General features: G+C 53.6%; 21 protein-coding genes. 3 read left to right on the top strand and 18 right to left on the bottom strand.

Annotation, left to right across the window (positions count from 1 at the left end; all coding sequences use genetic code 11):
- Window positions 1-101 precede the first annotated feature (101 nt).
- The 4 genes from hemG to pepQ are packed head-to-tail and all read right to left on the bottom strand — an operon-like array spanning window position 102 to window position 4,099.
- Complete coding sequence (hemG, locus tag R9X49_RS20885; protein WP_319850190.1) at window positions 102-641, bottom strand: menaquinone-dependent protoporphyrinogen IX dehydrogenase; 540 nt, start codon at window positions 639-641, stop codon at window positions 102-104.
- A 21-nt stretch (window positions 642-662) separates the two neighbouring features.
- Window positions 663-2,114, bottom strand: a complete 1,452-nt coding sequence (gene trkH, locus R9X49_RS20880) for a Trk system potassium transporter TrkH (RefSeq protein ID WP_015842133.1) — start codon at window positions 2,112-2,114, stop codon at window positions 663-665.
- A gap of 42 nt (window positions 2,115-2,156) precedes the next feature.
- Window positions 2,157-2,768, bottom strand: coding sequence for an IMPACT family protein (locus tag R9X49_RS20875; RefSeq protein ID WP_319850189.1), 612 nt, complete (start codon window positions 2,766-2,768; stop codon window positions 2,157-2,159).
- A complete protein-coding gene (gene pepQ, locus R9X49_RS20870; RefSeq protein WP_319850188.1) occupies window positions 2,768-4,099 on the bottom strand; it encodes a Xaa-Pro dipeptidase in 1,332 nt (443 codons plus the stop codon). The genes R9X49_RS20875 and pepQ overlap by 1 nt, the downstream gene beginning before the upstream one ends.
- Window positions 4,100-4,284: 185 nt before the next feature.
- Here pepQ and fadB point away from each other — a divergent pair, with 185 nt between their 5' ends.
- Together fadB and fadA are read left to right on the top strand one after the other, a co-directional pair.
- The gene (fadB, locus tag R9X49_RS20865; protein ID WP_319850187.1) at window positions 4,285-6,474 is read left to right on the top strand and encodes a fatty acid oxidation complex subunit alpha FadB; all 2,190 of its coding nucleotides are present in this window, start codon (window positions 4,285-4,287) and stop codon (window positions 6,472-6,474) included.
- A gap of 11 nt (window positions 6,475-6,485) precedes the next feature.
- Window positions 6,486-7,649 carry an acetyl-CoA C-acyltransferase FadA gene (fadA, locus tag R9X49_RS20860; protein WP_319850186.1) on the top strand — a complete coding sequence of 388 codons (1,164 nt, stop codon included), beginning with the start codon at window positions 6,486-6,488 and terminating at the stop codon, window positions 7,647-7,649.
- A gap of 108 nt (window positions 7,650-7,757) precedes the next feature.
- Here the strand turns inward: fadA and fre are convergent, their stop codons facing one another.
- Together fre and ubiD are read right to left on the bottom strand one after the other, a co-directional pair.
- Complete coding sequence (gene fre / locus R9X49_RS20855) at window positions 7,758-8,459, bottom strand: NAD(P)H-flavin reductase (RefSeq protein WP_225086159.1); 702 nt, start codon at window positions 8,457-8,459, stop codon at window positions 7,758-7,760.
- Window positions 8,460-8,508: 49 nt separating this feature from the next.
- On the bottom strand, window positions 8,509-10,005 hold the full coding sequence (ubiD, locus tag R9X49_RS20850; protein ID WP_226306012.1) for a 4-hydroxy-3-polyprenylbenzoate decarboxylase: 1,497 nt from the start codon (window positions 10,003-10,005) through the stop codon (window positions 8,509-8,511).
- A 200-nt stretch (window positions 10,006-10,205) separates the two neighbouring features.
- Between ubiD and rfaH the strand changes: the two genes are divergently transcribed.
- Window positions 10,206-10,694 (top strand): transcription/translation regulatory transformer protein RfaH, encoded by a 489-nt coding sequence (gene rfaH, locus R9X49_RS20845; protein WP_039364226.1) that lies wholly within the window; start codon window positions 10,206-10,208, stop codon window positions 10,692-10,694.
- 59 nt (window positions 10,695-10,753) lie between these two features.
- Here the strand turns inward: rfaH and hemB are convergent, their stop codons facing one another.
- The 12 genes from hemB to argC form a co-directional block, all read right to left on the bottom strand.
- The gene (hemB, locus tag R9X49_RS20840) at window positions 10,754-11,776 is read right to left on the bottom strand and encodes a porphobilinogen synthase (RefSeq protein WP_319850184.1); all 1,023 of its coding nucleotides are present in this window, start codon (window positions 11,774-11,776) and stop codon (window positions 10,754-10,756) included.
- Between the two features lie 17 nt (window positions 11,777-11,793).
- Window positions 11,794-12,576 (bottom strand): 3'-5' ssDNA/RNA exonuclease TatD, encoded by a 783-nt coding sequence (gene tatD, locus R9X49_RS20835; RefSeq protein ID WP_319850183.1) that lies wholly within the window; start codon window positions 12,574-12,576, stop codon window positions 11,794-11,796.
- Window positions 12,577-12,682: 106 nt separating this feature from the next.
- The gene (tatC, locus tag R9X49_RS20830) at window positions 12,683-13,435 is read right to left on the bottom strand and encodes a Sec-independent protein translocase subunit TatC (protein ID WP_319850182.1); all 753 of its coding nucleotides are present in this window, start codon (window positions 13,433-13,435) and stop codon (window positions 12,683-12,685) included.
- A gap of 3 nt (window positions 13,436-13,438) precedes the next feature.
- A complete protein-coding gene (gene tatB / locus R9X49_RS20825) occupies window positions 13,439-14,032 on the bottom strand; it encodes a Sec-independent protein translocase protein TatB (protein ID WP_319850181.1) in 594 nt (197 codons plus the stop codon).
- A gap of 3 nt (window positions 14,033-14,035) precedes the next feature.
- A complete protein-coding gene (tatA, locus tag R9X49_RS20820; protein WP_319850180.1) occupies window positions 14,036-14,296 on the bottom strand; it encodes a Sec-independent protein translocase subunit TatA in 261 nt (86 codons plus the stop codon).
- A gap of 81 nt (window positions 14,297-14,377) precedes the next feature.
- A complete protein-coding gene (gene ubiB, locus R9X49_RS20815; RefSeq protein WP_319850179.1) occupies window positions 14,378-16,018 on the bottom strand; it encodes a ubiquinone biosynthesis regulatory protein kinase UbiB in 1,641 nt (546 codons plus the stop codon).
- On the bottom strand, window positions 16,015-16,656 hold the full coding sequence (gene ubiJ, locus R9X49_RS20810; RefSeq protein ID WP_319850178.1) for a ubiquinone biosynthesis protein UbiJ: 642 nt from the start codon (window positions 16,654-16,656) through the stop codon (window positions 16,015-16,017). The genes ubiB and ubiJ overlap by 4 nt, the downstream gene beginning before the upstream one ends.
- Before the next feature lie 32 nt (window positions 16,657-16,688).
- Window positions 16,689-17,444 carry a bifunctional demethylmenaquinone methyltransferase/2-methoxy-6-polyprenyl-1,4-benzoquinol methylase UbiE gene (ubiE, locus tag R9X49_RS20805; protein WP_102116977.1) on the bottom strand — a complete coding sequence of 252 codons (756 nt, stop codon included), beginning with the start codon at window positions 17,442-17,444 and terminating at the stop codon, window positions 16,689-16,691.
- A gap of 187 nt (window positions 17,445-17,631) precedes the next feature.
- Entirely contained in the window at window positions 17,632-19,194 is a 1,563-nt protein-coding gene (gene rmuC, locus R9X49_RS20800; RefSeq protein ID WP_319850177.1) for a DNA recombination protein RmuC, read from the bottom strand.
- Window positions 19,195-19,427: 233 nt separating this feature from the next.
- Window positions 19,428-20,801: an argininosuccinate lyase gene (gene argH, locus R9X49_RS20795; protein WP_319850176.1), complete on the bottom strand. Its 1,374-nt coding sequence runs from the start codon at window positions 20,799-20,801 to the stop codon at window positions 19,428-19,430.
- Window positions 20,802-20,863: 62 nt separating this feature from the next.
- The gene (gene argB, locus R9X49_RS20790) at window positions 20,864-21,637 is read right to left on the bottom strand and encodes an acetylglutamate kinase (RefSeq protein WP_319850175.1); all 774 of its coding nucleotides are present in this window, start codon (window positions 21,635-21,637) and stop codon (window positions 20,864-20,866) included.
- Window positions 21,638-21,674: 37 nt separating this feature from the next.
- The gene (gene argC, locus R9X49_RS20785) at window positions 21,675-22,679 is read right to left on the bottom strand and encodes an N-acetyl-gamma-glutamyl-phosphate reductase (RefSeq protein WP_205547265.1); all 1,005 of its coding nucleotides are present in this window, start codon (window positions 22,677-22,679) and stop codon (window positions 21,675-21,677) included.
- Between the last annotated feature and the right edge of the window lie 53 nt (window positions 22,680-22,732).

Below are 22,732 nucleotides of genomic sequence, written 5' to 3'. Positions count from 1 at the left end.
GTGGAGGCGCATTATAGGGACTTCTCGCCGCCTGACAAGCGCTAAATGCAAAAAAATTATCGAGTGGGGATTTTTTCAGCAAAGCGAATTAAAAGACGCCGTTATGCCGGATTTTTCGCCGCTAATTGGGAGAAATCCTGAGCGAAACGGGCAACCTGCTGCCAGTCCGTATATTCAACCTCTTTTGTGCTATCCGTTTCGCCCCCCGTAATACGCATAATCAGTTGAATCATTACCCGATCGAACCAACGGTAACGTGGATAACGTAAGGCTCCGGCAAACACACAGCACAAATCCGGCTGCCAGGGAGAGCTCAGCAGGAATTTACGTGTATAAGCATTGGTTTGTATTGTGCGCTTTTCTGGCTTACGAGCGGTGAGGTTCACGGAGAAGAATGCGCTGGGCAGCTGTTGCAGAGAAACCAGGTGTTTATGGATAAATTGATTTACCGCAGGATGAAAGCGCCCATATCGAATCGATGCCCCAATCACAACCCGATCGTATTGGCTCAGATCGATATCATTCGCATTGAGTACGTTAACAACGTCACACTCCAGGGTTCCTTTCAGCGTATTCGCAATATAGGAGGCAATGGCTCTTGTTTGCCCATCCCGACTCGAAAACACGATCAAAGCTTTCATTGTTCTTTATCCTTATGGGGACTATTCCCGCCAGAAGGTTGGCGTAAACAGTACTAAAAGCGTGAACACTTCCAAACGACCAAACAGCATTGTCATTATCAGAATCCATTTCGCCGTATCATTCATCGACGTAAAATTCTCGGCGACGACGCCTAGCCCCGGTCCCAGGTTATTCAATGTGGCAGCGACCGCGGCAAACGCGGAGAAATCATCAACGCCTGTCGCAATGACGGCCAGCATGCTGACAATAAAAACCAGCGCATACGCGGAAAAGAATCCCCATACGGCTTCAAGGATGCGCTCCGGCAACGCGCGGTGCCCCAGCTTTATCGTGTAAACCGCATTCGGATGCACTAAACGCTTAAGCTCACGCGACCCTTGTAAGAAAAGCAGCAGGATACGAATCACCTTCAGGCCGCCCCCGGTTGAGCCCGCACACCCGCCAATAAACGCGGAACACAGCAGCAAAACTGGCAAGAAAAGCGGCCACGATGCGATGCTATCCGTCGTAAACCCTGCTGTTGTCGCCATAGAGACAACCTGAAAGAACGCCTGATTGATCGTCTGCATCCCGCTGTCATAAACGTGGTGGAACCACAGAACAATCGTACACACGGCCACCAGCGACAGTTGAACAAAAATGAACATGCGGAATTCCGGGTCACGCCAGTATACCTTCAGGCTGCGACCGCTCAGCAGGGCAAAGTGCAAGCCAAAGTTACAGCCGGAAATCAGCAGGAATATCGCGATAATGGTGTTTATCGTTGGACTGTTGAAGTAGCCGATACTGGCATCGTGGGTGGAGAACCCGCCGACAGACACCGTAGAGAAGCTGTGACCAATCGCATCGAATACCGGCATACCAGCCAGCCAAAGCGAGACAGCACAGGCGATGGTAAGTAAGAGATAAATCAGCCACAGCGTTTTTGCCGTATCGGCAATACGCGGGCGCATTTTGTTTTCCTTCAATGGCCCTGGCATTTCGGCACGATAGAGCTGCATCCCACCAACACCAAGAATCGGCAGGATGGCAACCGCAAGTACGATGATCCCCATGCCACCAAACCATTGCAGCATTTGTCGATAAAACAGGATGGCTTTAGGCAGTGAATCCAGCCCGACCAACGTGGTCGCACCCGTTGTCGTTAACCCGGAGAATGATTCGAAAAAAGCATCCGTCACGCCCAGATTAGGATGTTCAGCAAACAGGAAAGGCAGCGCACCGACGCTTCCCAGCACCGTCCAGAAGAGAACAACGATCAGGAACCCTTCGCGAGATTTCAGTTCATGCTTCTGTTTGCGGTTTGGTAACCACAGCATGATGCCAATCGCCAGCGCGACAATAAACGTCTGCGTAAACGCTCGGCCTGCGCCATCGCGGTAAATTAACGCCACCAGTCCAGGAATAACCATCGTCCCGGAAAACAGGATAACCAACTGGCCGACAATACGAGTTATGGCGCGCAAGTGCATCGCAGGGAATTCCTTAATGATTCATAAAAAGCGCTGGGATTATTATGGAATCGGCAATAAATGCAACGCGCCGCGGCTTAAATCACGCAATTTCATTGCCGCTTCCTCGGTTCCCCTGACGGGGATAGAGAACCGCAATACGACGTCCACGCCATACTCACTGTGCAAAACCTTTCCGCCAAGCTGGAAGATCAGGGCTTCTACCTGGGGCAACAGTGCATAGTCACATTGTAAGCCATACTCTTGTTGCAATACTTTCTCTTGCAGCGATAGCAGTTTCAGCGCTTGCTGAACGCCACCGCCATAGGCCTTCACCAACCCACCGGTACCCAGCGGGATTCCACCATAGTAGCGCACCACCACGGCCGTAATCTCACCGACACCGCTTCCCATCAGTTGCGATAGCATCGGCTTACCAGCCGTGCCTGAAGGCTCGCCATCGTCAGAAAAACCAAGTTGCTGCGAATCATCGGGGGCGCCCGCAACAAACGCCCAGCAGTGGTGACCCGCCGAGGCGTGTTCTTCCCTAACGTGCTGAATGAACGCTTTCGCCGCATCGATTCCCGGCGTTGCCGCCAGGATCGTCGTAAAGCGGCTTTTCTTAATTTCCTCGCTGAAGCTCACTGGCGCAGCAGGGATTGGATACGCTTGCATCAGGCCAGATTCAGATCGCGCGTCATGTTCTCCACGCGCCCGTCATGAATGACAATATTATCCTCAATACGGATACCGCCAAACGGCTTCAGCGCATCGATTTTTTGCCAGTCAAAGTGCTGGCGCAATTCGCCCTCGCGCCACGGAGCAAGCAAGGATTCGATGAAGTAAATGCCCGGTTCGATCGTCATGACCATGCCCGGTTCAAGCACGCGGGTACAACGCAGGTAAGGATGCTGCGACGGCGCCGCCAGATGCGTGCCGCGATCGTCTTGCATAAACCCAGCGACATCATGCACCTGCAATCCCAGCGGATGACCAAGCCCGTGCGGCAGGAAAGGCGACGTGAGTCCCTGTTCCACCATCGCCTCTTCGCTGATGTCCCGCACCAACTGATGTGATTTCAGCAGCTTCGCAATCCGCTGATGCATCTGAAGATGGTAATCGGTATAGCGCACGCCCGCCTGAACCGTATCAATCAATGAAAGCATTTCCTGATTGAGATCTTTAATCAGCAGGGCAAACGCGCCATCGCTCTGCGCAGAATAGGTACGCGTCAGATCGGCGGCGTATCCGTTATATTCGGCCCCGGCATCGATCAGGAAGCTGCGGACATCGGAAGGCACTTGATGATCGAGTTGGGTATAGTGCAACACCGCGGCGTGCTCATTTAGCGCAATGATATTGCCGTAAGGGACATCGATATCCCGATGCCCGGTGGCCGTCAGATACGCCAGATTAATATCAAATTCGCTCATACCGGACAGGAACGCTTCATGCGCCGCCCGATGACCGATAACGGCAGTCTTCTGCGCTTCACGCATGCAGGCCAGCTCGTAATCGGTTTTATAAGCGCGGTGGTAGTGCAGATAATCCAGCACGCCCTGAGGATTAATATTGTCTGCACGAATCCCCAAATCCTGCGCCCGTTGCGGTGCGTAGCCGATATAGGCAACACGTTCACGCTGTGACGGCAGGCATTGCCCGATGTCATCAGCATTCCGCAGTACGGCAATATCAATCTCTTCGGTCCAAAAACTCTCAGGCACCGGCGCGACGTTATGCCAGTAATCCACCGGCGAGTAGAACCACAGCTTCGGCGGATTAACGCCATCAACCCAGAGCCAGCAGTTCGGCACCTGCGTGACGGGCACCCAGGCTTTAAACTGTGGATTAACCTTGAAAGGATAGTCGTGATCGTCCAGAAAAACGGTCAACAGCTCACCAGAGTGAATCAATAATGCGTCAAGCTGATGGCGCGCTAAAACCGCCTGAGCACGCGCTTGCAGCGTAGTCAGGTGGTGATGATATAAAGAAGCCAGCTTTTCCATGAGTATCCTTGTACGTCATGACATGATCTCTCCATTTTAACACAGGCATTCCCCAAGGGCAGCGTTCGGTGCTTTGTGATCGATTCGGCAAAAAATCAATCTCTCGTTTGCAAAAAATTAACATTAAAACCACAATTCGAGCATCTGGTCATACCAGATCACTTACACAAACAGCGGAGATAAACATGCTTTATCAAGGTGAATCCCTCTACCTTAACTGGCTTGAGGACGGCATTGCCGAGCTGGTATTTTCTGCCCCTGGCTCCGTAAACAAGCTAGATACCCGCACGGTTGCCAGCCTGGGTAAAGCGCTGGACGTTCTGGCGGAACAGCCGAATCTGAAGGGCTTACTGCTACGTTCTGACAAACCGGCATTTATTGTCGGTGCCGATATCACGGAATTTCTTTCTCTTTTTGCCGCACCGGCCGAAAAGCTGCATGAATGGCTTGTCTTTGCCAACCGCATTTTTAGCCGCCTTGAGGATTTACCCGTTCCCACACTGTCCGCAATTAATAGCTATGCGCTGGGAGGCGGTTGTGAATGTGTGTTGGCAACCGACTTCCGTTTAGCGACGACGGATGCCCGTATCGGGCTACCAGAAACCAAACTGGGGATCATGCCGGGCTTTGGCGGTACAGTCAGGCTGCCGCGCCTGCTGGGTGCGGACAGCGCACTGGAGATTATCGCCGCAGGTAAAGACATTAGCGCAGCCGATGCCTTAAAAGTGGGACTGGTGCAGGCCGTTGTGACCAATGACAAGCTGGTTCCCGCCGCCATCAAGATGTTGAAACAGGCGATTGACGGCTCACTGGACTGGCAGGCTTACCGACGTCCGAAACTTGAAGCGCTGAAACTCAATAAGATTGAAGCCATGATGAGCTTTACCACCGCCAAAGCGATGGTGCTACAAACCGCCGGGAAACACTATCCGGCACCGATGCTAGCGGTAAAAACCATCGAAGCCGCCGCGACCATGACGCGTGATGACGCATTGCAGCTCGAAACGCAGCACTTCGTCCAACTGGCGCGCTCAAATGAAGCGCGTGCACTCGTCGGCATTTTCCTCAACGATCAGTATGTTAAAGGCAAAGCGAAGAAGATGATTGGCGAGACACCCGTACCGCAACAGGCCGCCGTGCTGGGTGCAGGCATTATGGGCGGTGGCATTGCCTATCAATCCTCGTTCAAAGGCGTGCCGATTCGGATGAAAGACATCAGCGAGAAGCCGCTTACGCTGGGGATGAATGAAGCAGCCAAGCTCCTGAATAAACAGATGGAGCGCGGCAAGCTGGACGGGATGAAAATGGCGACGATTCTGGCCAGCATTCAGCCAACGCTGGATTACGCCGGCTTCGAGCACACCGACATCGTCGTTGAGGCCGTGGTTGAGAACCCGAAAATCAAAGCCAGCGTACTTGCGGAAACCGAGTCGCACGTTAGCGAGAATACGATTCTGGCTTCAAATACCTCAACTATCCCGATTGCTTTACTGGCTGCATCGCTAAAGCGGCCACAAAACTTCTGCGGGATGCACTTCTTCAACCCGGTACACCGCATGCCGCTGGTTGAAATTATTCGCGGCCCTAAAACCAGCGACAGCACCATCGCCAGTGTGGTGGCTTACGCCAGCAAGATGGGCAAAACGCCGATTGTCGTGAACGACTGCCCCGGGTTCTTCGTGAATCGCGTACTGTTCCCCTACTTTGCTGCGTTCAGCCTACTGCTCAGAGACGGTGCCGATTTCCGCGATATCGATAACGTCATGGAGAAAAAATTCGGTTGGCCGATGGGCCCGGCCTATCTGCTGGATGTTGTTGGCATCGACACCGCTCACCATGCTCAGGCCGTCATGGCCGCAGGATTTCCACAGCGCATGGCGAAAGATTACCGTGACGCAATTGATGTGTTATTTGAGCATCAGCGCTTTGGACAGAAAAACGGTCTGGGCTTCTACCGCTATCAAACCGATAGCAAAGGCAAGCCGCGTAAAGAGCAGGATGAAGTCGTAGATACGCTCCTTAAGAACATCAGCCAACCGAAAAAAGCGTTCAGTGCAGAAGAGATTATCGCCCGCATGATGATCCCGATGATTAACGAAGTCGCGCGTTGTCTGGAGGAAGGCATCGTCGCCAGCCCGGCCGAAGCGGACATGGCGCTGGTATACGGGCTAGGTTTCCCTCCCTTCCACGGTGGCGCCTGCCGCTATCTGGATACCTTGGGCAGCGAACGTTATGTCGAGATGGCGCAGCAGTTGGCGCACCTCGGCGCAATCTATCAGGTGCCAGACGGCTTGCAGCAAAAAGCCAGAAACAACGAAGGCTATTACCCATCGGTCGCGCCACACGCGGACGTTTCTTACGGTCAACCGGCATGAGGGCAGGAAATATGGAAAAGGTAGTGATTGTTGATGCCGTACGCACGCCGATGGGACGCTCCAAAGGCGGTGCCTTCCGTCAGGTGAGAGCCGAAGATCTGTCCGCGCATCTGATGCGCAGCCTATTGAGCCGTAACGCGGCGCTGGACGCCCGTGAGATCGACGATATCTATTGGGGATGTGTGCAGCAAACGCTGGAACAGGGCTTTAACATCGCCCGCAATGCTGCCTTGTTGGCAGAAATCCCGATGAATGTTCCTGCGACCACGGTTAACCGGCTGTGTGGCTCCTCCATGCAGGCCCTCCACGATGCCGCCCGCGCCATTATGGTTGGCGACGCGAATGTCTGCTTAATCGGTGGCGTTGAACATATGGGGCATGTACCGATGAATCATGGCGTCGATTTTCATCCTGGGCTGAGTCGTACCACGGCGAAGGCGGCAGGCATGATGGGACTGACGGCTGAAATGCTGGCGCGTATGCACAATATCGGTCGTGAGATGCAGGATCAGTTCGCCGCTCGCTCACACCAACGCGCCCACAGCGCTACCCAGTCAGGGGCGTTTCGCCATGAAATCATCCCCACGGCAGGACATGATGCAGACGGCGCGCTGCAACGCTTCGATTATGATGAAGTCATTCGCCCAGACACCACCGTCGATAGCCTTGCGGCGCTCAAACCGGCATTCGATCCGGTTAACGGCACGGTGACGGCCGCATCATCCTCGGCGTTGTCCGATGGCGCTGCAGCCATGTTGATCATGAGCGAATCCCGCGCGGCATCGCTAGGTTTACCTGTGCGAGCCCGCATCCGGGCGATGGCTGTAGTTGGCTGCGATCCTTCGATTATGGGTTACGGCCCTGTTCCGGCCACCAAGCTGGCACTGAAGCGGGCAGGATTAAGCCTCACCGATATCGGTCTCTTTGAGCTCAATGAAGCATTCGCCGCCCAGACGCTACCCTGCATTAAAGATTTGGGATTGCTGGAACAGATCGATGAAAAGGTCAATCTCAATGGCGGCGCGATTGCGCTGGGTCACCCGCTTGGTTGTTCGGGCGCACGCATCTCTACCACATTGATTAATTTAATGGAAAGCCGCGATGTTCAGTTTGGCGTGGCGACAATGTGCATCGGGCTGGGACAGGGTATTGCAACGGTATTTGAGCGCGTCTGAATATAGACATACCTTGCCAGAGCTACACCAGAAACCAAAAATCCCACAGACGTGGGATTTTTACTTTTTCATTCTGACCGCCATTAACTCTGACCGCCATCGACCGTTTTAAATAAACGAAAATGCATCGCTGAACATATGGGCCGTCAGCGCACCGCGCTCATTACAAAAACGCTCACGTGCAATTTTCGCCATTTCAAAGCGACCGGCAATATAGATGTCCTGCTCTGCCAGCGAACCGTAATCCTGCAATACCGCACTCAGAACAGTTCCCGTTCTGCCATTCCATCCCGCTTCCGGCTGTTCGACTACCGGCACCACCCGCAGGTTGGGGTGCTTGGCCGCAAAGCCTTCAAGCTCTGCTAAATCATACAAGTGCTGGGATTCACGCCCGCCCCAGTAAACGGAGACATCGCGATCGGGCTGCTGCGCCAGTGCGGTCAGCAGGATAGAACGCACGTATGAAAATCCGGTTCCACCCGCAATCAGCACCAGCGGACGCGTACTTTCTTCGCGCAGCCAGGCTTCGCCATGGGGAATATCGACCGTCAGGGATTTTTCCTTGTGAATACGTTCCATCACTGCCATCGCGTAAAGATTCAGTTCGGACGCCCCAATGTGCAATTCGATAAAGTTTTTATCCATCGGGGTCGATGCCAGTGAGAAAGGACGTTTATCCCGATCGCCCATCACCACCATCAAATACTGGCCAGCCCGAAAGGAAAACGGCGCTTCAGGTAATAAACGAACGCGATAGACCGTATCGGTTATGGCTTCGACCGAAGTCACTTTACAGCTCAATGTTGTCATGCATTCCCTCTATAGGGTCATAAAAGCAAAACTGAGAACAGGGTAGCCGTTAACGCCGGGGCTCTCTGTCACTAAAAATGGCCAACTCGTCCCATATTTCATCAATGCGGGCACAAACCTGTGGGTCTTTCTTGATGGGGTGTCCCCACTCGCGCTGTGTCTCGCCCGGCCATTTATTGGTCGCATCCAGCCCCATTTTGGAACCCAGACCAGAAACCGGCGAGGCGAAATCAAGATAGTCGATCGGCGTATTTTCCACTAATACCGTATCGCGTGCCGGATCCATACGCGTCGTGATCGCCCATATCACGTCGTTCCAGTCACGGGCGTTAACGTCATCATCGCAGACAATGACAAATTTCGTATACATGAACTGGCGTAAAAAAGACCAGACGCCCATCATGACGCGTTTGGCATGGCCTGCGTACTGTTTCTTCATGGTAACGACCGCCAGACGGTAAGAGCAACCCTCCGGTGGCAAATAAAAATCAACAATCTCAGGAAACTGCTTTTGCAGGATCGGCACGAAAACTTCGTTCAACGCCACGCCCAGTACTGCGGGCTCATCCGGCGGCCGCCCCGTGTAAGTCGAGTGATAAATGGCATTCTGACGCTGAGTGATATGCGTGACGGTAAAGACCGGAAAGTGGTCAACCTCGTTGTAATAGCCGGTGTGGTCGCCATAAGGCCCTTCCGCCGCCATTTCTCCAGGTTCAATATAGCCTTCCAGAACGATTTCCGCACTGGCAGGCACTTCCAGATCGTTTGACAGGCACTTCACCACTTCGGTCTTATGCCCGCGCAGCAAACCGGCAAAGGCATATTCCGATAGCGTATCAGGGACGGGCGTCACCGCACCGAGGATAGTCGCAGGGTCAGCGCCCAATGCGACAGACACCGGAAAACGCTGCCCCGGATTTTCCTGACACCACTCCTGAAAATCCAGCGCGCCGCCGCGATGAGATAGCCAGCGCATGATCAGCTTGTTTTTCCCCAGCACCTGCTGGCGATAGATCCCCAGATTCTGCCGTTCTTTATGCGGCCCGCGCGTCACGGTAAGGCCCCAGGTAATGAGCGGCGCAGCATCTTCCGGCCAGCATTGCATCACAGGAATCCGGCGCAGATCAACGTCATCACCTTGCCAAACCTGTTCCTGACACGGTGCCGAAGACAGCCGTTTCGTCGGCATATTCAGCACCTGACGGAACTTCGGCATTTTATCCACCAGATCGCGGAACCCTTTGGGCGGCTCCGGCTCTTTCAGAAACGCCAGCAGTTTACCCACCTCGCGCAGTGCGCTGACCTCTTCTTGCCCCATTCCCAATGCAACACGTTTCGGCGTGCCGAATAAATTGCACAGCACCGGCATGTCATAGCCTTTGGGGTTTTCAAACAGGAGAGCCGGGCCTTCCGCACGCAGCGTCCGGTCAGCAATTTCTGTCATTTCAAGGTAGGGATCGATGGGCTGGGTAATGCGTTTCAACTCCCCTCTCTCTTCCAGCAGCGAGAGGAATTCGCGTAAGTCACGGTATTTCATGCTATTCATCAGGGGCAGTCTATCGTTCTGGCTATTATAAAGTCTCTTCAGCCACCTGTCGCTTCCCACAGCGCCTATTTATGGTAAGAATCCAATCACCATCAAGAATCCGATTACCATAATGTGGTAACAAAAATATCTGCCGAAAATTTTTTATCCGTGCTCGCTTTTGTTATGCTTGCTCGTCGGAATCATAAGTCTGCGAAATTATGGAAGCCTGGTACTTACTGTATTGTAAACGTGGTCAACTGCTGCGAGCAAAAGAGCATCTGGAACGTCAGGATGTGACCTGCGTGAGCCCGATGATCACGCTGGATAAAATCGTCCGTGGTAAACGAACTGAAGTGTGTGAACCACTGTTCCCAAACTACCTGTTTGTGGAATTCGACCCCGAACGCATCCACACCACCACCATCAGTGCGACGCGTGGGGTGAGCAACTTTGTGCGATTTGGCGCACTGCCAGCAACCATTCCTCAGCAGGTTATCGATGAGCTATCGCTTCGCCCTATTCAGGGAATCATTGACCCATTGACGCCGCAGCCCGGCGATAGCGTGGTCATTACCGACGGGATTTTCTCTGGCCTTCAGGCGATTTACACCGAACCTGACGGCGAAGCCCGTTCGATGCTGTTGCTGAATATGTTGAACAAGCAGGTCAGACAGAGCATTGATAACCGCGAGTTTCGCAAAGCTTAGCCTGATGCTTCCCTCTTTACCCTACCCGGCGCGTTTATACCGCGCCGGATGAGGCAGCCTTAGCGCTGCATGTGCTGATCGTGCAGCCACTGTGCGACGCGTTTGGCAAAATAGGTCAGCACCCCATCCGCACCCGCGCGTTTAAAGCACAGCAGAGACTCCATCACCACCGGTTGTTCCTGCAACCAACCGTTCTGAATCGCCGCCATGTGCATCGCATATTCACCAGAGACCTGATAGGCAAACGTCGGCACGCCGAACGTATCCTTGACGCGGCGCACCACATCCAGATAAGGCATCCCCGGTTTCACCATCACCATATCCGCGCCTTCCTGCAAATCCTGTGCGATTTCCTGCAAGGCTTCATCGCTGTTGGCCGGATCCATCTGGTAGGTTTTCTTATTGCCGCCTTTCAGATTGCTGGCCGAGCCCACGGCGTCGCGGAAAGGTCCGTAATAGCACGATGCATACTTAGCCGAGTACGCCATGATCTGGGTATTAATCAGGCTCTGCGCTTCCAGCATGTCGCGGATAGCACCGATACGGCCATCCATCATATCGCTGGGCGCAATAATTTCGGCTCCGGCTTCAGCGTGGGACAGCGCCTGACGCACCAAAATCTCCTTGGTGACGTCGTTAATCACATAACCGTCTTCATCAATAATCCCGTCCTGCCCGTGCGTCGTGTAGGGATCGAGCGCCACATCCGTCAGCAACCCCAGTTCAGGAACGGAGTCTTTCAGCGCGCGGATCGTGCGGGGAACCAAGCCATCCGGGTTGTAGGCTTCTTCGGCATATAACGATTTCTTATCTGCTTCCACAACGGGGAACAGCGACAGTACCGGAACGCCGAGCTTAGCAATCTCTTCGGCTTCTTTCAGAAGCACATCGATAGTCATCCGGTATACCCCCGGCATTGAGGGAACTTCCTGACGATGATTTGTCCCTTCCATAACGAAAACGGGATAAATCAAATCGTTCACCGTCAGTTGATTCTCAGCAACAAGGCGACGGCTGAAATCATGGCGGCGAATACGGCGCATACGTCGGCCGGGGAACGTGCCGGGAAAAGCATTGCTCATGTCATTATTCTCCTGAATCAGGCCAGCCGGAAAACCCGGCGGGCATTTTCATCTGTTGTCTGTCCCAACCATGTGGCATCTTCTCCACGCCACTCCGCAATCTGGCGAATAATATGAGGCAGATAACAGGGTTCGTTACGGCGGGATGCCGGTTTAGGGCGTAAATCCCGGGGTAACAGATAAGGTGCGTCGGTTTCCACCAACAGCCGATCGGCAGGGATATGTGGCAGTAAGGCACGTAGCTCCAGCCCGCGACGCTCATCGCAAACCCAGCCGGTAATGCCAACCATCAGCCCCGCAGCCAGGCATTCATCCAATTCATGACGATTGCCGGTAAAGCAGTGAACCACGGCGGCAGGCAACTGATTGAGCCAGGGTGTTAGCAACGAGATAAAACGGGAATGCGCGTCACGGCAGTGAAGGAAAACCGGCATAGATCGTTCAGCCGCAATCGCCAGCTGCGCGCTAAATGCCCGCTCTTGTTCTTCTGGCGTCGAAAAGTTACGGTTGAAATCCAGCCCGCATTCGCCGATGGCAACCACACAGTCGGCGCTTGCCATGTGATGAACCTGCTCGGCGATAGCGTCATTCCATTGGCTGGCATCATGTGGATGAACACCCGCCGTTGACCAGCAGTAATCGGGGTAGGCTTGCGCCAGTAACATTGCCTGCTGGCTTTCCTGAGCGTTGGTTCCGGTGATCAAGATACCACTGACACCCGCTTGCTTCGCCCGAATGACGACCTGCTCTCTGTCTTTCTCAAACTGAGAACTGGTTAGGTTAACGCCAATATCAAACATGACTCTCACCTGCTCGTGACCGTTCGCCGATGTCACTCTGGCGAATAAAAAAATAAGACCTCTCAAAGAGAGGTCATTTTACCGTCCTACCGCAGGAAACCGTTTGTTACTGCGATGGCTCTTCGGTTTCAGTCCGTCGGCCTTTGCCAACGTAAAACCGCGAGAAGAAGACGCCGATTTCAAACAGCAGATACATGGGGATTGCCAGCAGCGTCTGTGAGAAAACATCCGGCGGCGTTAGCAACATGCCGACAACGAACGCGCCGACCAGAATATAAGGGCGCTTTCTTTTCAGATCTTCCGGCGTCACCACACCACTCCAGCAGAGCAGCACAATGGCAACCGGCACTTCAAACGATACCCCGAACGCCATGAACAGTGCCATAACAAAATCGAGGTAGTTATTGATATCGGTCGCAATCAGCACGCCAACGGGCGCGGTTTTGGCAAAAAAGCCAAACGCCAGCGGGAACACCACAAAGTACGCGAACGCCATACCCGCATAAAACAGCAGGCTGCTGGAGACCAACAGCGGCATCATTAAACGACGTTCGTGTTTATACAAGGCTGGAGCCACAAACGCCCACACCTGATACAGCACCAGCGGTGCGGCAACAAACACTGAGACAATCATCGTCAGCTTTATCGGCGTAAAGAAAGGCGAGGCAACATCGGTCGCGATCATACTGGCACCCGCCGGTAATTGCTCGATGAGCGGAGCAGAAACCAACTGGTAGATGTCGTTGGCAAAGTACACCAGTGCAATAAATACCGCCAGCACACAGATAATGCTGTTCAGTAGCCGCTTGCGTAGCTCAATCAGGTGGCTAATTAGCGGTTGAGTATCTTCATCGGCCATAAACTAACGACTATCACTCGGTTGGCGGGCAGAAACAGCAGAAGGCTGGGACTGCTCAGGTTTGACATTATCGTTGCCGACAGCTTCAACACCGGTGGCACTGCCGCTCTCATGGTGATGTTCAGCAACAGCACCCTTTTCAGGCTTAGGCTGGCTTTCTGCCGGATGTACTGCGGTTTCCGTTTCAATGACCCCGTCATAGGCCGCTTCAGGATCGTTTAGCGGGGCGTTGCGAGGCGGTTCCACCGTCGCGTTCGGATCGTCTGACTTTTGATGACCCTCAGATTTTTGCGGCGACGATGTTTCGGTATAGCCACGTTTCATCGCTTCTGCCGCTTCTTTAAGTTCATCCATTGAGGCTTTCAACTCAGGCGACAGATTCTGCAAACTGGCTTTTTCGACTTTTTTCAGGCTTTCCTGAAACTCCTGAAGTTTCAGCTCCTGCGACAGCTCATTCTGAACGGTAGACGCCAGCGCACGCAGCGTCCTGATCCAGCTTGCAACCGTCTTGACTGCCACAGGCAAACGCTCCGGCCCGAGGACAATCAGGCCAAGAACCATCACCAATAACAATTCACCAAAACCGATATCGAACACAGATTACACCTGCTCTTTATGCTGGCTCTTCGTGTCACCCTGCTTGACGTCTGTCTGGTTGTCAGCAATAGACTTGGTAGAGAAATCAGCATCTGGCTGCGTTTTGTCTGCGCTAGTGGACGGCTGATCGTCACCCATTGCTTTCTTAAAGCCTTTGATTGACGCGCCCAGATCCGAACCCAGCGTTCTCAGCTTGTTAGTGCCGAACAGCAAGATGACGATGACTGCGATAATCAACAGGTTCCAGAGACTAATACCACCCATAACATTTACCTCTTTCAAAAAGGGGAACGACAGAATTCCCGTAATTATATCGGGTAATTCTGGCGTGCATCATGATCTGCTTCAACGAGTTCGACGCCAGCCGATAATCCAGGCCACAATTCCTGCTGCCATCAGCCCTGCGGGAACCATATCGGCTTCAACGCGGCTGATCAGTAACAACGTACCACTGATTAGCAACGTTGCGCCAATACCCAAAAGATATCGTGACTGCCCTTGACGCGCCTGCTGCGTTTTCAACTCATAGGCCAGCTGATCAACACTGTGCTTTAACATCTTATGCTGACGCAGCCCGTCATAAAACAATTCAGGCACTTCCGGCAGTTTCTCGGCCCAGAACGGCGCTTTTTCTTTGAGCGCTCGGAAAACCGCGGGCAAACCGACCTGCTGCTTCAGCCAGGTTTCCAGAAACGGCTTAGCGGTTTTCCACAGATCGAGCTGCGGATAAAGCTGCCGGCCAACGCCTTCAATATACAGCAACGTTTTTTGCAGCAACACCAACTGGGGCTGCACTTCCATATTGAAGCGACGCGCCGTATTAAACAAATTCAATAATACATGGCCGAACGAAATTTCCGCCAACGGCTTCTCGAAGATCGGCTCACAGACCGTACGAATCGCAAATTCAAAATCGGCAACATTAGTATCCGCTGGCACCCAGCCTGAATCCACATGCAGTTCGGCGACTTTACGATAATCACGGTTGAAGAAGGCGATAAAATTCTCGGCCAGGTAACGCTTGTCTTCTTTATTCAACGAACCAACGATACCGCAATCAATACCAATGTATTGCGGGTCTTCCGGGTGCTCGTGGCTGATAAAGATATTGCCGGGATGCATATCCGCATGGAAGAAACTGTCACGGAATACCTGCGTGAAGAAAACCTGAACGCCGCGTTCTGCCAGCAGCTTCATATCCGTTCCGTTAGCTTTCAGCGCGTCGACATCAGAAACCGGAATACCGTAGATACGTTCCATCACCAACATGCCTTCGCTGCAATAATCCGAATAGATTTCCGGTACATACAGCATCGGGCTGTCCTCAAAATTCCGTCGCAGTTGGATGGCATTAGCCGCTTCTCGCAGCAAGTTCAGCTCATCAAGCAACGTTTTTTCGTATTCCAGCACCACTTCGCGCGGTCGCAGGCGGCGACCATCCGGCAACAGGCGAGGCAACCAGCCAGCCAGCCGTTTCATCAGACGCATATCCGCTTTGATGACTGGCAAGATATCCGGGCGGATCACCTTGATAACGATCTCTTTTCCCGTGCTTTTCAGACAGGCGGTATGCACCTGTGCAATTGAGGCAGAAGCCAGCGGTTTAATGTCAAAATCATCAAACCACTCTTCAAGAGGAATCCCCCCCATCGACAGCTCAATTTGCTCACGTGCCAGCTTGCCATCAAACGGCTCAACCTTATCCTGCAGCATCGCCAGTTGATCGGCGATGGCCGGTGGAAATAGATCGCGGCGCGTAGACATCATTTGCCCGAACTTAATCCACACGGGCCCCAGTTCCTGAAGCGCCAAACGCAGACGTTCCCCTAAAGGCATGTTGCGGTGACGATTGGGTAACCAGAACAGCAGACGACGGCCCGCACGTAGCGGAAGCGTCAGACGCATTTTAGGAATGAGTTCGTCCAGACCATAGCTCAACAGCACGCGCACAATGCTGTAAAGGCGGCGTAATTCACTGGGCGTCATCGTAAAGCCTCCAGCTTTGCCAGCCGTTCGGACAACGTATCGGCGGATTTATCCAGCGCAACAATTTCCTCATGGAACCAGGCATTTTCCAGTTTTCCCGGAGCCAGTCGCCACTCTTCCGTTAACGTTTCGGACAGGAAATGTTGCTGCTGATGTAATGACCGTCTCAGGAAGCTCAGGGTTTTCTGTGCCGTCTGGCTGAGGCCCTGAGCAACAATATCGCCCAGGTAGGGGGACAACCACTCCGCCGGATCGAACTCCGCCAGATCAACCAGCACGATGAACTGTTGAACGACTTGAATATCGCCTTCAATCACCAGTTCGCCGCTGCGCATCAGCGACGATAGCTGTTGACGATCGCGTAATTTCATCAGAACCGGAACGCGTGTTTTCAGGCAGCAATCCGCAGGCTCGTCCCATTGGCTGATCACGTCCAGACGCTGTTCGTTAAACACCAGCACCAAGGGCACATCCAGCTCAGCCAGTTCGATCTGCAGTGTTTTTCCCTGTAAGCGCTGACGGGCAGACTTCATATTTCGATCACACGAAAAACCACGATCACAAGAAACCGTATCGTGAAAAAGCAGCTGATTCAGCGCGGTTTCCAGCGTAGCAGTCAGAAAAGACGTTATCAGCATTGGCGTTTCCAATCAGAATGTAAACCCACGATTCAGAATTTGAACCCGCGATGTAGTGCAACGATTCCACCGGTGAGGTTGAAATAGTTAACACTGTCAAAACCGGCATCGCTCATCATCCCTTTCAGCGTTTCCTGATCGGGATGCATGCGGATGGATTCCGCCAGATAGCGGTAGCTCCCGGCATCACTCGCCACGGCTTCGCCAATCCTCGGCAGGATATGAAATGAGTATGCATCGTAAACGGTGCTCAGCTGTTTAATGATCGGCTTGGAAAACTCCAGCACCAGCAAGCGACCACCCGGCTTCAGAACACGGTACATTGAACGCAGCGCTTTGTTTTTGTCCGTGACGTTGCGCAGACCAAAGGAGATAGTAATGCAGTCAAAGAAGTCATCAGGGAACGGCAGCGCTTCTGCATTGGCCTGCACGTAGTTGATGTTGTCGATAATGCCTTTGTTACGCAGTTTTTCACGGCCTACTTTCAGCATTGAGGCGTTGATGTCCGCCAGAATGACCTCGCCGCCTTCGCCAACCATACGGGAGAATTTGGCGGTTAAATCCCCTGTTCCTCCGGCCAGATCCAGAACACGCTGGTTACGTCTTACGCCACTGCATTCGATGGTGAAACGCTTCCAGATACGGTGGATGCCAAAGGACATCAGGTCATTCATCAAGTCATACTTTGCTGCTACAGAATGAAAAACTTCAGCCACCATGACTTCTTTTTCATCCCTGGCGACAGTCCGAAAACCAAAGTCGGCCGTATTCTCCTGCTCACTTGCCATCTTATCCGCCTACTATTTCAGTCAAATTTCGGGTCTACCCATTTATGGTGAGAGTGTACCAGACCCGGATAAAAACCCCACTGCACTAATTTCTTTCGCATAGCATGGTGCCAAGCCCGCGAAATCCCTACCCATTTATATCCGTCATACTTCAAGCTGCTTGTGCATTGGCTTCACGCCACTCAAATTATTTAGGATAGGTTACGGGTAGAGTGGGGGGGGCCTCTGCTTCCCCCTCCGTTTTCACGGTGGGTGAGACAGCATCGGGTGCGACAGAACCCGGTAATTCATCGCGTTCAGCGTGCTCATGGGCCGTCGCTTTTTCGGCCAATGACGGGCTGATCGTGCGTTTAATTTCTACCCCCAGCGCGCGGAACCCCTCAGCCTGGCCAATAAGGTTACCACGCCCAGAGGAAAGTTTATTCATCGCCTGGCGATAAGTGCCCTGCGCTTTATCCAGACTCTGTCCCATCGTTTCCATGTCATCGACGAACAGCCGCAGTTTATCGTACAGCCGTGATGCTTTCTCAGCGATGTGCTGTGCATTGCGGCTCTGTTGTTCATAGCGCCATAGGTTGTTGATGGTACGCAGCGCCACCAGCAGCGTGGTCGGGCTGACCAGCATAATATTGTGCTTTAGCGCCTCGTTGATCAATTCGGGCTGGCGATCGATAGCAACCAGAAAAGCGGGCTCGACCGGAATAAACATCAGCACATAGTCTAGCGAACGCAGCCCCGGAAGCTGCTGGTAATCTTTGCTGCTCAGTTGCCGAATATGACTACGCACCGAGAGCAAATGTTCGTTCAGCGCCGTGTTGCGCTCGACGTCATCGTCACTATTGAAATAGCGCTCATAGGCCACCAGCGACATCTTGGCATCGATCACGACATCTTTGCCCTGCGGTAAACGAACAATGACATCCGGCTGCAGGCGGCTATTTGCCCCCGTTTGCACGCTGACCTGCGTCTGATACTCATAGCCTTCACGTAGGCCGGAGGCTTCCAGCACGCGGCTTAGCACCACTTCGCCCCAGTTCCCCTGCGTTTTATTATCGCCCTTCAGCGCTTTCGTCAGGTTGATGGCTTCGTGTGCCATCTGCGCGTTCAGCTGTTGCAGATTGCGGATTTCATGCGCCAGCGTGTGACGCTCGCGCGCTTCTGCCCCAAAGCTATCCTGAACTTGGCGGCGAAAGCCATCAAGTTGCTCACGCAGCGGCATCAACAGCTTATCCAGACTCTGTTTATTTTGTTCATCCACTTTGCGGCCACTGTGTTCAAAAATCCGGTTCGCCAGATTCTCAAACTGCGTCGTCAACCGCTGTTCGCTATTTGCCAACAGCCGCTGCTTTTCTTCCGCCGCCATACGGGTTTCTTCCAGCCGAATGGTGACTTCCCGCAGCTCTGCTTCCTGCGCACTGTTGATTTCACGCAGCGTTCGCAGCTCCTGATTTAGCTGCACGCACTCGGCGCGAAGCTCACCCAGCTGTTGCAGCTTTTCGTGGCTGGCAGAGAGCTGAGCATGAACCGTGCGCAGCTCCAGCTCGTTTTGCCGCAGCCGCTGTTCATCCTGCTGCTTTGTCTGCTGCTGTTCGCTGAGCGACTGTTGAGTCTGCTGCAACGTCTGTGCCAGCAACCGCTGTTCGGTGCCATGCTGCGACAGCTTCTGCTGATGAATCAGGCTGGCAATCAGCCACCCGATCAGTAGCCCTACCGCGCCGCCGCCCAGACCATAAAATATGCTGATATCCACTTTGCCTCCGCAGGCCTTTCACGCTGTCGGTCAAGGTAAAATGATACTGTATGGATGTCCAGAAACAATTCAGGCGAGAGGGACGCTGAGCAGAAAAATGCGAGCCGCATTCCATATGAACATGGATAGATGATAATTTGCAGAAGAATCAGATGGGTAACACAGAAATTCCCCCAACGCGAAACACCACGTTGGGGGAACAGAAGGTACAAGCGTAGACCTATTCCAGTGTCTTAGCTCAGACGCTGCTTCGCATCACCGATCGCTTTAGCGACCTGCTGCGGTGACACGCCACCTTGTGCAGCACGCTTATCCAGACAGGATTGCAACGCCAGAATCGGGTAGACATCCTCACCAATCACGGCGCTGAATTTTTGCAGATCGGCCAGCGGCAACGCTTCCAGCGCTTTACCCTGACGAATGGCTTCAACCACCGCTTCACCCACGATATGGTGCGCTTCACGGAACGGAACGCCTTTCGCGACCAGATAGTCTGCCAGCTCCGTCGAGTTCGCGTAGCCTTGCTCAGCCGCTTCTTTACAGCGCGGACGTTTAACCTGAATGCCTTCCAGCACCAGACCCGCCATCATCAGGCAGTCGTGCCAGGTATCCAGCGCGTCAAACAGCCCTTCTTTGTCTTCCTGCATGTCTTTGTTATACGCCAGCGGCAAGCCCTTAAGCGTCATCATCATGCCGGTCAACGCACCCTGTACGCGGCCACATTTACCGCGAATCAGCTCCAGCGCATCTGGGTTTTTCTTCTGCGGCATCAGGGAAGAACCGGATGTCACACGGTCAGACAGCTCAACGAACGCGCCTTCACCACTGTTGAAGAAGATCAGATCTTCGGCAAAACGCGACAGGTGGATCATGCCGATCGAGGCATCGGACAGCAGTTCCAGTACATGATCGCGATCGGAAACCGTGTCCAAACTGTTACGCGTGGCCGAGGCAAACCCGAGCCAGCCCGCCAGTTGCTCACGGTCAATCGGATAGGCCGTTCCCGCCAGCGCACCACAGCCCAGCGGGCTGACATCCAGACGCTTCAGCGTATCTTCCAGACGGCTTTCATCACGCGCCAGCATCTCGTGATAGGCCAGACACCAGTGTGCAAACGTCACTGGCTGCGCGCGCTGCAAGTGGGTGTAACCCGGCATCACCGCATCCTGATTGGCTTCCGCCGTCGTGACCAGCGCCTGACGCAGCTGGCGTACCGACAGCAGCAGCTCTGCAATCTGCGCTTTGCACCAGAGTTTCAGGTCAGTCGCGACCTGATCGTTACGGCTACGACCGGTATGCAGCTTTTTACCTAAATTGCCGACTTTCTCAATCAGGCGCTGTTCAACCCAGCTGTGAATGTCTTCTGCATCGCTTTGCAGGATCATCTCAGGATCAGCCTGTACCTCAACCAGCAGCGCATTCAGCGCCTGTTCTAACTGCTGCTGCTCCTGCTCGCTAAGCACATTGACCGTCACCAGCGCTTTCGACCAGCCGATCGAGCCAACGATGTCCTGTTCTGCCAGACGGTAATCAAACCGCAGTGAGTCATTAAATTGTTTAAAACGCTGATCTGCTGCCTGACTAAACCGACCGCCCCACAAAGCCATAATCCTTACTCCCAAAAATATCATTCACGTTGGTATCGCATCATGCCATACCCAGAAACGACTTACGCCAGAATACGCGTACCAATCGCCACGCCGTTGAACAGCGCAGGTAGCTGCTCGGCATGACGCCAGCTAGCGATATCAACCGGACGACCCAGCGCACGCGCGGCATCCAGCGCGGCGTTAACCTTAACAATCATGCCATCGGTAATGATGCCCTGAGCAATCAGCTGCTCGGCTTTCTCTGCCGTCATTTCGGCAATACGCTGGCCTTTACCGTCCAGAATGCCGCTCACGTCAGACAGCAGGATTAAATCCGCGCCCAGCGTTTGCGCCAGTGCCGTCGCCGCTTGGTCGGCGTTGACGTTCATCAGGTCGCCCTGCGCCGTAATACCGATGGAGCTGACGACAGGCAGGTAGCCCGCAGACAGCAGCGTGTTCAGCAGCGCAGGCGATCCCGCTTCTGCTTTACCCACAAAACCCAGTGCTTCATCGAGCTGCGTGACCGTCGTGCTGCCACCATCGCCCAGGCACAGGCCGACCGCGTTGATGTCATGCTTTTTCGCCCATGACAGCAGCGTCTTGTTGGCGGAACCCGCCAGCGCGCCGGTGATGATGTCGATCTGATCGGCAGGCGTGACGCGCAGGCCGTTTTTCTTCACGACAGGCAGCGACAGTTTCTTCATCAGCTCATCCACCAGACAGCCACCGCCGTGCACAATCACCAACGGACGCTGATGTTCCTGACGGTAAGTCACCAGCGCAGTGAACAGACGCTCCAGCGCTTCTTCGCTATCCAGTAAAACGCCACCTAATTTGATAATTAACGGATTCATTATGCTTCGCGCCTCGAAATGTCGGGACCAGTAGTCATTAAATTAACGATTGGGTTTCAGGGAAACCAAAACGAATGTTCATGCATTGCACGGCCTGTGCCGCTGCGCCTTTCAGCAGATTATCTTCGGTCGCCACGACGATCAGGTGCTCACCGTCAACGGAGAAACCGATATCGCAGAACGGCAGGCCGACAACGGATTTCAGCGCCGGAACGCCCTTGTCATACAGACGCACCAGTGGCTTATCGTGATAGGCGTTGTGGTAGGCTTCGGCGACATCCTGCTGCGTAACGCCCGGTTGCAGGCGGCAGGTGATGGTTTCCAGAATACCGCGAGCGAAGTTGCCCAAATGCGGCGTGAAGATCACTGGTGTGCCTAGGTGCGTTGAAATTTCAGGTTCATGACGGTGGTTGAAAATGCCGTACGGTTGAAAGCTGACTTCGCAGAAGCTATTGGTCATCGACGCTTTACGCCCCGCCCCGCTCACGCCGCTCACGGCATTAATCACCGGCCACTGGGCAGGATTCAGCAGTTGTGCGTCCAGCAGCGGCTTCAGCGCCAGCTGCGCGGCCGTTGGATAACAGCCCGGCACGGCAATCAGCTGTGCGTGTTTTACGCTTTCAGCGCGCCATTCGGCCAGACCGTAAACCGCTTTTGCCAGCCAGTCAGGGTGCTGATGCTCAAAGCCATAGTAGCGACGATAAAATTCGGCGTCCTGTACGCGGAACGCGCCGGATAAATCAAAAACGGTGCAGCCAGCCGCCAGAAAAACAGGGGCCAGATCGTGGCTGACTTTGTGGTCGGTCGCCAGAAACACGACATCCACACCTTTCGCCGCTTCTTCAGCATCGGTCAGCGGTTTTACCGGTACATCAATGATGCCTTTGAGCTGCGGATGTAAATCAGAAATCAATTTTCCTGCATCGACACTTTGCGCAGAAACCATCAAAGCGGTTATGTTCATCTGTGGGTGACGGTTCAGGTAGAGCGCAAGCTCCGCGCCGGTATAACCACTTGCACCAACAATCAGCGTATTCAGCATGGGATCCGTATACCTTCTTACTTATCTATGGAACAGGTAACAGGGCTCACCAG

The organism is Pectobacterium carotovorum (genome assembly GCF_033898505.1).
Taxonomy (GTDB): domain Bacteria; phylum Pseudomonadota; class Gammaproteobacteria; order Enterobacterales; family Enterobacteriaceae; genus Pectobacterium; species Pectobacterium carotovorum_J.
This window is presented reverse-complemented; position numbering and strand designations above follow the sequence as displayed.